The sequence below is a fragment of the Curtobacterium sp. DN_7.5 genome (assembly GCF_022655355.1).
GTDB lineage: Bacteria > Actinomycetota > Actinomycetes > Actinomycetales > Microbacteriaceae > Curtobacterium > Curtobacterium luteum.
The window spans coordinates 1133602-1147466 of record NZ_CP093378.1 but is presented as its reverse complement, the minus strand read 5'-3'; the positions used below and the strand labels follow the sequence as shown (position 1 = coordinate 1147466).

At 72.6% G+C, this 13865-nt stretch carries 13 protein-coding genes; 5 read left to right on the top strand and 8 right to left on the bottom strand.

The genetic code is table 11. The annotated features are described in order from the left end of the window. Positions 1 to 64 precede the first annotated feature (64 nt). Positions 65 to 2338 (bottom strand): polyribonucleotide nucleotidyltransferase, encoded by a 2274-nt coding sequence (locus MON03_RS05380; protein WP_242090942.1) that lies wholly within the window; start codon positions 2336 to 2338, stop codon positions 65 to 67. A 307-nt stretch (positions 2339 to 2645) separates the two neighbouring features. Here MON03_RS05380 and MON03_RS05375 point away from each other — a divergent pair, with 307 nt between their 5' ends. Then, entirely contained in the window at positions 2646 to 3878 is a 1233-nt protein-coding gene (locus MON03_RS05375) for an aggregation-promoting factor C-terminal-like domain-containing protein (protein ID WP_242090941.1), read from the top strand. 407 nt (positions 3879 to 4285) lie between these two features. Here MON03_RS05375 and MON03_RS05370 read toward each other — a convergent pair whose 3' ends face one another. Continuing rightward, complete coding sequence (locus tag MON03_RS05370; RefSeq protein ID WP_242090940.1) at positions 4286 to 5239, bottom strand: FAD:protein FMN transferase; 954 nt, start codon at positions 5237 to 5239, stop codon at positions 4286 to 4288. Between the two features lie 14 nt (positions 5240 to 5253). On the opposite strand from MON03_RS05370, the gene MON03_RS05365 reads away from it, so the two are divergent. After that, positions 5254 to 5631: a hypothetical protein gene (locus tag MON03_RS05365; RefSeq protein ID WP_242090939.1), complete on the top strand. Its 378-nt coding sequence runs from the start codon at positions 5254 to 5256 to the stop codon at positions 5629 to 5631. Positions 5632 to 5677: 46 nt separating this feature from the next. Here the strand turns inward: MON03_RS05365 and MON03_RS05360 are convergent, their stop codons facing one another. The 3 genes from MON03_RS05360 to MON03_RS05350 form a co-directional block, all read right to left on the bottom strand. Beyond that, a complete protein-coding gene (locus tag MON03_RS05360; RefSeq protein ID WP_242090938.1) occupies positions 5678 to 6295 on the bottom strand; it encodes a CE1759 family FMN reductase in 618 nt (205 codons plus the stop codon). A 163-nt stretch (positions 6296 to 6458) separates the two neighbouring features. Next, positions 6459 to 6728 carry a 30S ribosomal protein S15 gene (gene rpsO / locus MON03_RS05355; protein WP_022902140.1) on the bottom strand — a complete coding sequence of 90 codons (270 nt, stop codon included), beginning with the start codon at positions 6726 to 6728 and terminating at the stop codon, positions 6459 to 6461. Positions 6729 to 6829: 101 nt separating this feature from the next. Beyond that, the gene (locus MON03_RS05350) at positions 6830 to 7276 is read right to left on the bottom strand and encodes a VanZ family protein (protein ID WP_022902139.1); all 447 of its coding nucleotides are present in this window, start codon (positions 7274 to 7276) and stop codon (positions 6830 to 6832) included. A gap of 103 nt (positions 7277 to 7379) precedes the next feature. Between MON03_RS05350 and MON03_RS05345 the strand changes: the two genes are divergently transcribed. Genes MON03_RS05345 through MON03_RS05335 form a run of 3 tightly spaced genes read left to right on the top strand, consistent with a single transcriptional unit; the run spans position 7380 to position 9845 of the window. After that, a complete protein-coding gene (locus MON03_RS05345) occupies positions 7380 to 8435 on the top strand; it encodes a glycoside hydrolase family 6 protein (protein ID WP_242090936.1) in 1056 nt (351 codons plus the stop codon). Between the two features lie 50 nt (positions 8436 to 8485). After that, complete coding sequence (locus tag MON03_RS05340; protein WP_242090934.1) at positions 8486 to 9535, top strand: M4 family metallopeptidase; 1050 nt, start codon at positions 8486 to 8488, stop codon at positions 9533 to 9535. Between the two features lie 40 nt (positions 9536 to 9575). Further along, entirely contained in the window at positions 9576 to 9845 is a 270-nt protein-coding gene (locus tag MON03_RS05335; RefSeq protein WP_022902136.1) for a protealysin inhibitor emfourin, read from the top strand. Positions 9846 to 10175: 330 nt separating this feature from the next. Here the strand turns inward: MON03_RS05335 and MON03_RS05330 are convergent, their stop codons facing one another. The 3 genes from MON03_RS05330 to MON03_RS05320 form a co-directional block, all read right to left on the bottom strand. Next, positions 10176 to 12419 carry a HelD family protein gene (locus MON03_RS05330; RefSeq protein WP_242090932.1) on the bottom strand — a complete coding sequence of 748 codons (2244 nt, stop codon included), beginning with the start codon at positions 12417 to 12419 and terminating at the stop codon, positions 10176 to 10178. A gap of 171 nt (positions 12420 to 12590) precedes the next feature. Next, positions 12591 to 13427, bottom strand: a complete 837-nt coding sequence (locus MON03_RS05325) for an aldo/keto reductase (protein ID WP_242090931.1) — start codon at positions 13425 to 13427, stop codon at positions 12591 to 12593. Continuing rightward, the gene (locus tag MON03_RS05320) at positions 13427 to 13798 is read right to left on the bottom strand and encodes an FKBP-type peptidyl-prolyl cis-trans isomerase (protein WP_022902133.1); all 372 of its coding nucleotides are present in this window, start codon (positions 13796 to 13798) and stop codon (positions 13427 to 13429) included. The genes MON03_RS05325 and MON03_RS05320 overlap by 1 nt, the downstream gene beginning before the upstream one ends. Positions 13799 to 13865: the final 67 nt, after the last annotated feature.

Here is a 13865-nt window from a genome sequence, read left to right as displayed (position 1 = left end):
GACGGCGAACGGCCGCCGCTCCTCGGGGAGCGGCGGCCGTCCGTGCGTCAGGACGCGGTGAGGATCAGCCCTCGGCCGGGTCCTCGGTGTGCTTCTCGTGACCCTCGCGGCCCTCGGTGTCCACCTCGTCGGCGATCACCGGAGCGAGCGACAGCTTGCCGCGGTCGTCCACCTTCGTGACCTCGACCAAGATCTTCTGGCCGACGCCCAGGACGTCCTCGACGTTCTCCACACGCTTGCCACCGGCGAGCTTGCGGACCTCGGAGACGTGGAGCAGACCGTCGCGGCCCGGCAGCAGCGACACGAAGGCACCGAACGTCGCGATCTTGACGACCGTGCCGAGGAACTGGTCCCCGATCTCCGGGTTCGTCGGGTTCGCGATCGCGTTGACCTGGGCACGGGCGGCCTCGGCCGACGGGCCGTCCACGGCGCCGATGTACACGGTGCCGTCGTCCTCGATGCTGATGTCGGCACCGGTCTCGTCCTGGATGCCGTTGATCGTCTTGCCCTTCGGGCCGATCAGCTCGCCGATCTTGTCGACGGGGATCTGCACGGAGATGACGCGGGGCGCGGTGTCGGCCATCTCGTCGGGGGCGTCGATCGCCTCGTTGAGCACACCGAGGATCGCGGAGCGCGCTTCCTTGGCCTGCTTGAGGGCGGCGTCGAGGACCGACGAGGGGATGCCGTCGAGCTTCGTGTCGAGCTGGATGGCCGTGACGAAGTCGGACGTACCGGCGACCTTGAAGTCCATGTCGCCGAGGGCGTCCTCGGCACCGAGGATGTCGGTCAGCGCCGCGTAGCGGGTCTGGCCGTCGACGGTGTCGGAGACGAGGCCCATCGCGATGCCCGCGACCGGAGCCTTGAGCGGCACGCCGGCGTTGAGGAGCGACAGGGTCGAGGCGCAGACGGAGCCCATCGACGTCGAACCGTTGGAGCCGAGGGCCTCGGACACCTGCCGGATCGCGTAGGGGAACTCCTCGCGCGACGGCAGCACCGGCACGAGGGCGCGCTCGGCGAGGAAGCCGTGCCCGATCTCGCGACGCTTCGGCGAACCCACGCGGCCGGTCTCACCGGTCGAGTAGGGCGGGAAGTTGTAGTGGTGCAGGTAGCGCTTCTTCGTGACGGGCGACAGCGAGTCGATCTGCTGCTCCATCTTGAGCATGTTCAGCGTGGTGACGCCGAGGATCTGCGTCTCGCCGCGCTGGAAGATGGCCGAGCCGTGGACGCGCGGGATGACGGCGACCTCGGCGTCGAGCGGACGGATGTCGGCGAGGCCGCGACCGTCCATGCGGACCTGCTCGGTCAGGATGCGGCCGCGGACGACCTTCTTCGTGACCGACTTGTAGGCGGCGCTGACCTGGCCGTTGGCGCTCTCCGGGAGCTCGCCGGACTCGACCTTGGCCGCGACGGCCTCCTTGACGCGGGCCTTGAGGGCGTCGTCCTTGTCCTGACGCTCGAGCTTGCCGGCGATCTGGTAGACGTCCTTGAGCTCGTCGAGGGCGATGGCCTCGACGGCGTCGTAGACCTCGGGAGCGTAGGGCGGGAAGACCGGGTAGTCCTGGATCTCCTTGGCCGACTGCGCGGCCATCTTCGCCTGTGCCTCGACGAGGACCTTGAGGAACGGCTTCGCCGCCTCGAGGCCCTGCGCGACGACGGCCTCGTCGGGCTTGGTGGCGCCGCCCTGGATGAGGTCCCAGCTGTGCTCGGTGGCCTCGGCCTCGACCATCATGATCGCGACGTCCTCGTTGCCGGCCTCGTCCGTGACGACGCGGCCCGCGACGGTGAGGTCGAAGACGGCCTCGGCCAGCTGCGACGCCTTCGGGAACGCGACCCACTGGTCGCCGATGAGCGCGAGGCGCACACCGGCGATCGGGCCGGAGAACGGCAGACCGGAGATCTGCGTCGACGCGGACGCCGCGTTGATCGCGAGCGCGTCGTAGAACTCGTCCGGGGCGATGCTCAGGACGGTGATGACGATCTGGACCTCGTTGCGGAGGCCGTCGACGAACGACGGGCGCAGCGGCCGGTCGATGAGGCGGCAGACGAGGATCGCCTCCGTGCTGGGACGGCCCTCACGACGGAAGAACGAACCGGGGATCTTGCCGGCGGCGTACGAGCGCTCCTCGACGTCGACGGTCAGCGGGAAGAAGTCGAAGCCCTCCCGCGGGTGCTTGCCGGCGCTGGTGGCCGAGAGGAGCATGGTCTCCTCGTCGAGGTACGCGGCGACCGCGCCCTGCGCCTGCTGTGCGAGTCGGCCGGTCTCGAACCGGACGACGCGCTTGCCGAACTTGCCGTTGTCGATGACGGCTTCGGCGAACTTGATCTCGGGACCCTCCAAAAGGGTGCCTCCTTGACGTGTTCTCGGCAGACCCGGCGACGGCACACGGCGGTGCGTGCGCGCCGAAGGAGTCGGGACGCATGTCTGGCCAGCAGTAGAAGCACTCGGGACACCTTCTCGGCCCGCGAGCCACCACCGATGACCAGCTCCGTGCCCGGTCTGCGCAGTGTTTGTGTGACGTCCGGGGAACAGTCCTCGGACGCGAGCCCGGGGAACGGTCCCCGGACGGACAGGACTTTACCAGTCCTCAGGCACTCGGCGGGCGAGGCGCACAGCGAACACACGTGTCCCCGGTACCGTACGCAGCATGCGCCTCCCTCTCTCCGGGCGAGGGCTCGTCGTGGCCGCCGTGGTCGCGGGCGTGCTCGTCGCCCCCCTCGTGACCGCGGCCCCGGCCAGCGCGACGACCTACCCGACGTGGCAGGACGTCCAACGCGCGAAGGGCAACGAGCAGGCCAAGGCCGCCGAGGTCGACCGTGTCCAGACGGCGCTCCAGCAGGTGCAGGCCGTCGCCGCGGCGAAGTCCGCGGCCGCGATCTCCGCGTCCGAGGCGGCGGACCAGGCCGACGCGGACCTGGCCGCGGCCACCCAGACCGCCACGAGCCTCCAGGCCCAGGCCGACAGCGCGTCCGCGACCGCGGACCGGGCGCAGCAGCGTGCCGGGCAGCTCGCCGCGAACCTGTACCGCGACGGCGCGACCGACCAGATGTCCACGCGCATCGCGACCACCAAGGACCCGGGCGAGCTGCTGTACCAGCTGGGTGCGCTCGACCAGCTCTCCAGCACGTGGGCCGGCGTGATGGACGACGCCTCGGTGGCCGCGAAGACGGCGTCGTCCCTCCACGAGCAGGCGACGCGAGCCGAGGACGAGCGTGCCGACCTCGCGAGCGCGGCCGAGACGAAGGCGGCCGCGGCGAAGTCGGCCGAGGACGCCGCGGACGCGGCGGTCGAGGACACGCAGCAGCACAGCGACGAGCTCTACGCACAGCTCGCGTCGCTCCGGGACACCACGGCGTCCGAGCAGCGCGGCTACGAGCTCGGCGTGCAGGTCGCGGCGCAGAAGGCCGAGCAGCAGCGTCGGCGCGAGGAGGCGGCGGCTCGGCAGCGCGCGCAGCAGGCCGCAGCGGCCGCAGCCGCGAACCCCGTTGCGGGCACGAGCGGCAGCAGCAGCGGGAGCACGAGCGGCGGCAGCGGCACGAACTACCCCAGCACGGGCGGGGTCGTCGTCGACCCAGCGGGCGCGCAGGCCTACGCACGGCGCGCGATCGGCGCGTACGGGTGGGGGTCGGACCAGATGGGCTGCCTCGTCTCGCTGTGGACGCAGGAGTCCGGGTGGCGGGCCAACGCGCTGAACGTCTCGAGCGGTGCGTACGGCATCCCCCAGGCCCTCCCCGCGGACAAGATGGCCGTCGCCGGGGCGGACTGGCGGACGAACGCCGCGACGCAGATCAACTGGGGACTGGCGTACATCCACGACGCGTACGGCTCGCCGTGCGCGGCTTGGAACCACGAGATGAGCGTCAACCCGCACTGGTACTGACCGGACCGCGTTCCGGCCTGGAGGCGCGGGGCAGGCCCGCCACGGGCCTCCCGTCCGGTGGGTGGGTGGGTTGCGGGCGGGGCCGGCGCAGCATGGTGCGAGGAATCGCGCATGGTGCGAGGCATTTCGCCTCGCACCATGTGCGCGACCTCGCACCGAGTCCGCGCCCCGCTCGCACCGTGCGAGGGTCAGCCACCGAGGCGCACCGCCTCGCCGGAGGCGGACCCCGTTCCGGCCTGGAGGCGCGGGGCGGGCCCGCCACGGGCCTCCCGTCCGGTGGGTGGGTGCTCGGCGGGCGGGGCCGGCGCAGCATGGTGCGAGGAATCGCGCATGGTGCGAGGCATCTCGCCTCGCACCATGTGCGCGACCTCGCACCGAGTCCGCACCTCGCTCGCACCGTGCGAGGGTCAGGCCGCGCGCCCCGCTGCGTCCGACGCGTCGTCGGCGGGCCAGCCGCCGAGGCGCACCACCGCGCCGGAGGCGCTGACGAGGCGTGCCGCACGACCGCTCGCCCGGAGCATCGCGGGCGCACCGCGACCCCGCACGATCGCGGCGGTCGACATCGTGTTCGCGGTGACACACGACGGCGCGACGACCGTGACCGAGCGCCAGACCGGCTCCGCGGGGAGGCCCCACCGCGGGTCGAGGATGTGGTGCCGTGCCCGGCCGTCCTGCTCCCAGCGACGCTTCTGCGTGCTCGAGGTCGCGACCGACCACCCGGAGGCGATCCGGACGTGGTCCGCCGGGTCCGTGTCGAGGTCCTGCACGCGCACCTGCCAGCCGCCGGAGGGGTCCGGGCCGGCCGTCGCGACATCGCCGCCGAGCGACACGAGCGCGCCGACGCCGAGGCGTGCGGTGATGCTGGCCGCGGCCATGTCGGCAGCGGCGGCCTTCGCGGTCGCGCCGAGGTCGAGGCGGACGCCGGCGGGGATGCGCAGGAACGTGCCGCTGAGGAGGATCCGCTGCCATGCCGGCCGGGGGTCGAGGGCGTCCGCGGTCCGGCTCGTCGGCGCGAGGGGCGCCCCGGTGTCGCCGGCCGTGCTCGCGAACGCCGCGTCGTAGCCGAGGGACACCATGCGGTGGCCCAGGGTCGGGTCGACGTCGCCGTCGCTCAGGCGGGCGGCGTCCAGGGCCTGGTGCACGAGGGCCGCGAGGAGCGGCGAGACCTCGGTGCCCCGCTCGAGGTCGGACGTACGGGCGACGAGCTCGGAGTCCTCGCGGAAGCGGCTGCACGCCAGGTCGACGGCGTCGGTGACCGCACGGACGCCGGCCTCCGCGGCGGCGAGGTGGCGTCGATCCCGGTGGTCGAGGACGACGCGTGCGGTGGTGGTCCAGAGCTCCCACTCGGTGGCGGCGCGCACGTCAGGATCCCGTGGTGGTCGCGTCCGAGGACGAGTTCTGGCTGCCCTGCGTGACCCCGGTGGACGAGCTGCTGCTGTCGCTGCTCGTGCCGGATTCGGTCGAGCTGCCCGTGCCGCTGCTGCTCGTCCCGGTGTCGGTCGAGCTGCTCGTGCCGCTGCTGCTCGTCCCGGTGTCGGTGCTCGTCGCGCTCTGCTCGTGCCCGACCCACAGCCCGGCCCCGGTGACCATCGCGACCACGAGTCCGCCCAGGCTCACGAGCGAACTCGTGGTCCACGTCCTGCCGTTCCTGCCCATCGTTCCTCCTCGTCTCGTGACGAGGTTCGCGTGCCGAGTGGTGGACCGCCCGGGAACCGGCTGCACCGGGACCGGACGAACACCAAGCGCTCCCTAAGAGCGACGACGGCATCGCCCGGGCGGGGCGTCCGTCAGCGCGTCGCTCAGTGTCCGAGGCCGCCGAGCATCGACGCGAAGTCCGGCGTCGCGGGGAGTGCGTCCGCCTGCTGCGGCACCCGCCGGGAGGCCCGGACCGCCCAGGCGAGATCGGCACCGGCACGACGGATGCGCCCCTCGAGCGCTGCGGCGTCGCCCTCGGTCCCCCAGTCGTCGGTGGCCGCGAACACCCCCGTGGGCACGACGGCCGCACGGAGGTAGGCGAACACCGGCCGCAGGGCGTGGTCGATCGCGAGCGAGTGCCGCGCCGTCCCGCCCGTGGCGCCGAGCAGCACGGGCATGTCGGCGAGGGCGTCCTTGTCGACCACGTCGAGGAACGACTTCGCGAGGCCGCTCACGCCGGCGGTGAAGACCGGGGTGACGAAGACCACGGCGTCGGCCTCGACCACGGTGGCGACCGCCGTCGCCAGGGCGGGCGCGGCGAAGCCCGTGAGCATCGCGTCGATGATCTCGTGTGCGAGGGGTCGGAGCTCGACGTGTGCGACCTCGGCCGGGGTGCCGTCCGCGAGGAGCGCCTCGGCGGCGGCCCGGCCGAGCCGGTCGGCGAGCAGGCGGGTGGAGCTGGGGTCGGACAGTCCGGCGGAGACGACGGCGATGGTGGTCATGATGGTTCCCGACTTTCGATGCGTTTGCATGAACATCGTACCGAACCGATCGCTCGGCGCAACCATTCCCACCCGGTCCCCACGGGCCTCCAGGCCGGGTACGGAGAACGCCCGGCCTTCCGAGGAAGACCGGGCGTTCAGTCGAGCAGTGTCTGCGACGGACTCAGCGACGCAGGCCGAGGCGCTCGATGAGCGCACGGTAGCGGTTGATGTCCACGTCGGAGAGGTAACCGAGGAGACGGCGACGCTGACCGACCATGAGGAGCAGACCACGACGCGAGTGGTGGTCGTGCTTGTGCTCCTTGAGGTGCTCGTTCAGGTCGTTGATGCGACGCGTCAGAACGGCGACCTGGACCTCGGGGGATCCGGTGTCGCCCGGGTGGGTCGCGTACTCTTCGATGATCTCCTGCTTGACCTTCGCGTCAAGTGCCATGGATGATCCCCTTCCTGTCCGTTGCGCGGTGCCCGTGCCTGATGCACGAGCGCTCTTTGTCCGCGGCCGTTCGACGGCAACCGGAGAAGCCTACCAGGTCATCAGGCCGTCCGGGGCCGCAGACGACCGCGACGGGGCGCCGGCAGGAGGCTCCGCACCAGGCCGACGAGCGTCGCGCCGAGCAGCCCGCCGAGACCGTTCGACAGGACGTCCCGCGGGTCGGACACCCGATCGGGCAGGAACGCGCCCTGGTACGACTCGATGCCGCACGACAGCCCGACAGCGACGATCGCACCGAGCAGCCACCAGCGCCGCGGGAGCCAGAGCGCGGCGAGCATCCCGACGGGGACGAACATGGCGATGTTCGCCAGGAACTCGGTCCGGTCGTAGGTGAGCCAGCCGCTGCCGGTGAGCCGCTGCGCCCACACGATCGCGTGCTCGACGAGCGACCCCTGCGCCGCCGTGAAGACCTGCGGCGTCAGCGTCATCCGCCAGATCACCCAGGCGTAGGCCGCGGTCAGGGCGAGGAGGAGGAGTTTCCGGAGCATCCGGAGAGTGTTGCGCACCCCGTTCGGGAAACCGCTGGCCTGCCGCTGGCAGAACGCCCGGAGCCGGTCCCCGCAGGAGGCGTGTGCCTGCGAGCATGGGGGCATGACGGACCAGGGGAACCGCCCGCAGCCGAGCCCACGGTCGTCGGCGCGCCGCCAGTGGACGTGGATCGGCGCCGCGGTCGTCGCGGTCGTCGCGGTCGTGGTCGCCCTCGTGGTCGTCCTCCCGCGCGGCGGACAGGCCCCGGACGGACGGCAGGTGGTGCAGCGCCGGACGGCCGCCCAGGCGTTCCCGGGCGGCCTCGCAGTGCAACCGGCCGCGGAGAACCAACCCGGACGCCGCGAGGCCGAGGCCCGCGCCGCCGGCGACGACCGGACCGCCAGCGAGATCGCCGTCATCGCCGACCAGCCGATCGCCACCTGGCTGACGGACGACTCCGTCGCGGCGACCCGGGCGACCATCCGCGACGTGGTCCGGAGCGCCCGCGAGCAGGGCCGGACCCCCGTCTTCGTGCTGTACAACGTGCCGGACCGCGACTGCGGGCACTACTCGAAGGGCGGCAGCACCACGAGCGGCTACGTGCCCTGGGTGCGTGCCGCCGCTCGTGCCATGGCCGGTTCGCACGCGGTCGTCCTCGTCGAACCCGACTCGATCGCGCAGATCGCCGTGTGCAAGCGACTGCAGGACAGCCGGCTGCCCCTGCTCCGGAAGGCCGTCGGAGCGCTGAGCGGGCACGGCCTCACCGTGTACCTCGACGGCGGCAACGAGAAGCGTGTCCCCGTCGCCCAGCAGGCGTCGTGGCTGCGCCAGGCGGGGGTCGACCGGACGCAGGGCTTCTTCACCAACGTCTCGAACTTCTACCGCGTCGACACCGAGCGGGCCTACGCCGACGAGCTCGCCGACCGGATCGGCGACGACCCGCACTTCGTCATCGACGTCTCGCGGAACGGCCAGGGGTGGCGCGGAACCTGGTGCAACCCCTCCGGCGCGGGGCTCGGTCAGGAACCGCACGTGACCCTGGGCAGCAGCCGACTCGACGCCCTGCTCTGGGTGAAGACGCCCGGCCTGAGCGACGGCACGTGCAACGGCGGACCGGCGGCGGGCCAGTGGTGGCAGTCGTACGCCCTCGGCCTCGTGGCGAACCGCGATCAGGACTGACCGGCGCTCGTTCCCGGCGCGGTGTCGGTGCCGGGTGCCAGCATCGGGACATGACCCCGACCGTGTGCCTCCGCTCCGTCGTCCCGCCGTACCTCCTCCGCGCCGTCGCCGACGCGGCAGGGTTCCCCCGCGCGTCCTCCGCCGCGCGGACCGCACTGGCCTCGCTCGACGTCGTCCAGCAGCCGAAGCACGAGCATGCGGTGCGTTCGCAGACCGTCAGCGGCACGGTCGACCGGTCGCCGCAGCGCACGATCTCCGACGCGCACGGCACCACCACGCTGCCCGGTGACCCGGTCCGGCACGAGGGCGACCCCGACAGCGGTGACCCCGCCGTGGACGAGGCCTACACAGGGCTCGGGGACACGCACGCGTTCTGGCTCGAGGTCTTCGACCGGGTCTCGATCGACGGCGCCGGGCTCCCCCTCGACGCGACGGTGCACTACGGGCAGGACTACGACAACGCCTACTGGGACGGCAGCCGGATGGTCTTCGGTGACGGCGACGGCGAGGTCTTCGAGCGCTTCACGATCGCGGTCGACGTCATCGGCCACGAGCTCGCGCACGGGGTCACCCAGTACACCGCCGACCTGACCTACCAGGGGCAGTCCGGGGCGCTCAACGAGTCGATCAGCGACGTCTTCGGGTCGCTCGTGCTGCAGTACGCGCGCCGGCAGACCGCCGAGCAGGCCTCGTGGCTCATCGGCGAAGGGCTCTTCACGCCGCGCGTGCAGGGCGTCGCGCTCCGCTCGATGCGTGCGCCGGGCACCGCCTACGACGACCCGGTGCTCGGCAAGGACCCGCAGCCGTCGACCATGGCCGGCTACGTCGAGACGACCGACGACAACGGCGGGGTGCACACGAACTCCGGCATCCCGAACCACGCGTTCTACCTCGCGGCGACGGCGATCGATGGCAATGCCTGGGACGGCGCCGGAGCCGTGTGGTGGGACGCCCTCACGTCGGAGTCCGTCACCGCGTCCATCGACTTCGCGGGCTTCGCCGGGGTCACGGTCGATGCGGCGGCCACCCGGTTCGGCACCGACTCGCGGGAGCACACCGCCGTGCAGCAGGCCTGGCGGACGGTGGGCGTCCTCGGCTGACGCTCCCCCGCGCCCACGCCGCTCGGCGTACGGTCGGGTCATGCACATCGAGGTCCGCCGGTCCGGAGGCTTCGCCGGCACCACCCGGGGCTGGCAGGTCGACACCGACACCTGCGACGACCCCGCCGCCTGGACCGACCTGGTCGGGACGCTCCCCGGCGACGTCCCGGCGCCGTCGCCCGTCGTCCGCGACGACTTCACGTGGACGATCACGCTCGAGCAGCGCACCGTTTCGATCCCGGGCAGCCGGCTCGACGGTCCGTGGGCGGCCCTCGTGACACGCGTCCGCGACGAGGGCGACACCGTCTGAGGCGCCGCCGCGTCGGCCGGACCGGAGGCGCGGCATGCGTCCGCCACGCGCCTCCCGTCGGGCGCCGGTCGCGTCGGCCGCGCCGGACCGGAGGCGCGGCGCGAGCCGGCCACGCGCCTCCCGTCTGGCACTCGTCGCGTCGGCCGCGCGCCGGACTGGAGGCGCGGCGCGGGTCCGCCACGCGCGTCCGGTCAGGCACCCGTCACGTCGACCGCGCGCGGCACGAGTCCGACGAAGCGCGCGTCGATCGACACGTGCGGTGTCGAACAGGGCGCGCAGCCCGACGTGCGGCCCGACGTGCCTCGCAGCCGGACGTGACCGCGCTGCGCCTCAGTCCACGTCGACGACGGTCAGGCGCCGCGTCGGCCGCGTCATCGCGACGTACACCGCCGCCGCAGCCCGCGCCGCGTCCGAACCCACCCGCTCGGGGTCCACGAGGAGCACCCCGTCGAACTCGAGGCCCTTCGCGTCCGCTCCGGTCAGCACCGTGACCGACCCGGGCCGCGGCGAGCCGAGCGTCCGGACGTCCGCCTCGGTCCGGGCCAGCCGGTGCCGCACCGCGTCGAGGTCCGCCTCCGGCACGATGACGCCGATGGTCCCGCTGCCGATGCCCGCACGCTCGGTGTCCACGAGTCCCGCCACGGTGTCGAGCACCGCGCTCCGGGGCACGTGCACGCGCTGCACGGGGTCGCCGTCGCGCACCGCTTCGTTCCGCGTGACCACGAGCCCCGCGGACTCCGCGTACTCCCCGGCAGCGCGCACGATCGACCGCGGCGTGCGGTAGTTCACCGTGAGCTCCTCGATCCGGTGCTCGATCGGCACCTGGGGAGCCCGACCACGGCGGCGACGGGCGAGCGCACCCACCACGTCGTCCCACGTGCGAGCGGCCCCGGGCGAGGACCCCTGGGCCATGTCACCCACGATCGTGAACGACCGCAGCGGGTTCCGTCGGGCGAGCACCCGCCACTGCATCGGCGAGAGCTCCTGCGCCTCGTCGACGACGATGTGCCCGTAGGTCCACTCGCGGTCCTCGGCGGCGCGCTCGGCCGTGGTGCGCGGGTCGCCGCCCTCGGCGAAGGCCCCGGCGACCTGCTCGGCGGTCACGATGCCCTCGACGCCCATGTTCTCGATGGCCTGACGCGCGTTCTCGATGTCTCGGTTCCGGCTGGCCTTCGCGGCACGCTTGGCCGCACCGCCGGTGGGGTCGAACGGGCCGAGGAGCTCCGCGGCCTCGTCGAGGAGCGGGACGTCCTCGACGGTCATCTCGCTCCCGCGCGCCCGGGAGAGCAGCGCCCGGCGCTCCGGTGTCCAGTTCGGGGTCAGCGAGGCGAGCCAGTTCGGACGCGCGTAGAGGTCCTCGACGAACTTCTCCGCGGGCAGCGGCAGCCATGCGGTGTTCAGCAGGACGCGGGCGTCGTACGAGGAACGGATGTCCTCGCGCAGGACCTTCTCGTCGGCTTCGTCCACCGTCGTGCCCCGCTCGCGCAGCTGGTCGGCGAGCAGCCGCGTCATCGCGTCGAGGGCGATCTTGTTGAACGTGACCCGTGCGACGTTGTGCGGCTTGCCGCGGTCCTGCGCGCGCTTCATCGCGTCGGCGACGAGCTGCGGCGGGACCACCAGCCGCTCCCCCTCGACGTCGAGCGTCACCGGCTCGGTCGGCACGACCTGGCGGGAGCGCACGGCCCGGCGCAGGAGCGAGGCCATCTCGGCCGATCCCTTGACGGCGGCGACGTCGCGGCGGTCGTGCGTCGAGGCGTGCACGCCCGGGTACAGCGAGCCGAGCGACGCCATCACGACGCCGGTCTCCCCGAGCGACGGCAGCACCTGTTCGATGTACGTCAGGAACGCCGACGACGGTCCGACCATGAGCACGCCCGACCCGCGGAGGCGCTCGCGGTACGAGTACAGCAGGTACGCCGCGCGGTGCAGCGCCACGGCGGTCTTGCCCGTGCCGGGGCCGCCCTGCACGATGAGCACGCCCTCGAGCGGGGACCGGATGATGCGGTCCTGCTCCGCCTGGATCGTGGCGACGATGTCCGTCATCCGACCGGTGCGCTCGGCCGTGACGGCCGCCAACAGCGCCCCCTCGCCCTGGAGGTGCGTGCGCTCGTCGTCGTAGAGGGCGGCGTCGAAGACCTCGTCCTCGACCCCGACGACGGTGCGACCGTCGAGCGTGAGGTGTCGCCGGGAGCGCATGCCCATCGGATGGGCTGCGGTCGCCTGGTAGAACGCGCTCGCTCCGGGGACGCGCCAGTCGAGCAGCAGCGGCCGGTGGTCGTCGTCCCGCAGCCCGACCCGGCCGATGTACCGGAACGCGTCCTCGTCGCTGTCCGGCTCCGAGACCTCGAGGCGGCCGAAGACGAGCCGGTCGCCGACGCGTTCGAGCGTCGCGATCGTGTCCTCGTAGAGCCGGGCGTACGCGTCGCGCTCGCTGCGGCTCTGGTGGTTCCCGCCGACCGCCTGACGGCGGGTCTCGGCGAGACGCTGCTCGGCCTCGGCGGTCAGTTCGTCGAGGCGGGCGAAGAGCCCGTCGACGTAGTCACGCTCGCGGTCGATCTCGGTCGGTTCGGACACACGCCACCCTTCGGGAAACAGGGGTGTCCATTGTAGTCCCGCGGGACCGACACCGGAGACCTCGCGACGCGACCAGCGACGGACGGGAGGCACGGTGCCAGCTGGCACCGTGCCTCCCGTCCGCCAGACGCGCAGCGTCCACAACGCCTCGTGCGATCAGACGCGCAGCGTCTACATCTCCTCGTGCGTGTCCGGGTCGCCGTCCCAGAGGCGGCCGCGCTCGAACGCGGAGATCGCCCGCACCTCGTCGTCGGTCAGCTCGAAGCCGAACACGTCGAGGTTCTGCCGCTGGCGCTCCGGGTCGCCCGACTTCGGCACCGGCACGGCGCCGAGCTGGACGTGCCAGCGCAGCACGACCTGGCCGGGCGTGACACCGTGGGCCTCGGCCGCGGCGACGACCGCCGGCTCGCTCATGAGCTCCGACTGCTTCGCGAGGGGGCTCCAGCTCTCGGTCACGATGCCGAGCTCCTGGTGCACCTTCCGCAGCTGGGCCTGGGGGAAGTACGGGTGCAGCTCGACCTGGTTCACGGCCGGAGCGACACCGGTGGCGTCGACGATGCGCTTCAGGTGGTCCGGCGTGAAGTTCGAGACGCCGATCGATCGGACCTTGCCCGCGTCGCGGAGGTCCACGAACGCCTTCCACGTGTCGACGAACTTGTCGACGGACGGGTTCGGCCAGTGGATGAGGTAGAGATCCACGTGGTCGAGGCCGAGGTTCGCGAGCGACTCGTCGATCGACCGGTGCGCCTCGTCGTACCCGTGGTGGCGCCCCGGCAGCTTCGTGGTGACGACGAGGTCCTCGCGGTCGACCCCGGACTCCCGGACCGCACGGCCGACGGCGTCCTCGTTGCCGTAGTTGAGGGCGGTGTCGAGCAGCCGGTAGCCGCTCGCGATCGCCGCCTGCACCTGCGCGGTGCCCTCGTCGCCGTTCAGGCCGTAGGTGCCGAGCCCGAGCTCGGGGAACCGGTGGCCGTCGTTCAGCTCGATCGTCGGGGCGCCGACCTGCATCAGCGGACCCCGAGGAGGTCGATCACGAAGATGAGGGTCTTGCCGGAGAGGAAGTGTCCGCCGCCGGCCGGGCCGTAGGCGAGCTCCGGCGGGACGACGAGCTTGCGGCGACCGCCGACCTTCATGCCGGGGATGCCCTCCTGCCAGCCGCGCACGAGCGCCGCGAGCGGGAAGTCGATCGGCTCGCCACGGTTCCACGAGCTGTCGAACTCCTCGCCGGACTCGTACTCGACGCCGGCGTAGTGGACCTTGACGGTCGAGCCGGCGGTCGCCTCGTCGCCGGAGCCCTCGACGATGTCGGTGATCACGAGCTCGGTGGGGGCCGGGCCCTCGGGGGCGTCGAACTCGGGCTTGCTGTTGAGGTCAGTCATGCCCGCAAGTCAACCAGGTCGCATCCCCGGTCATCCGCTGGACGTCGGTCGTCACGCTGCCCGCGAA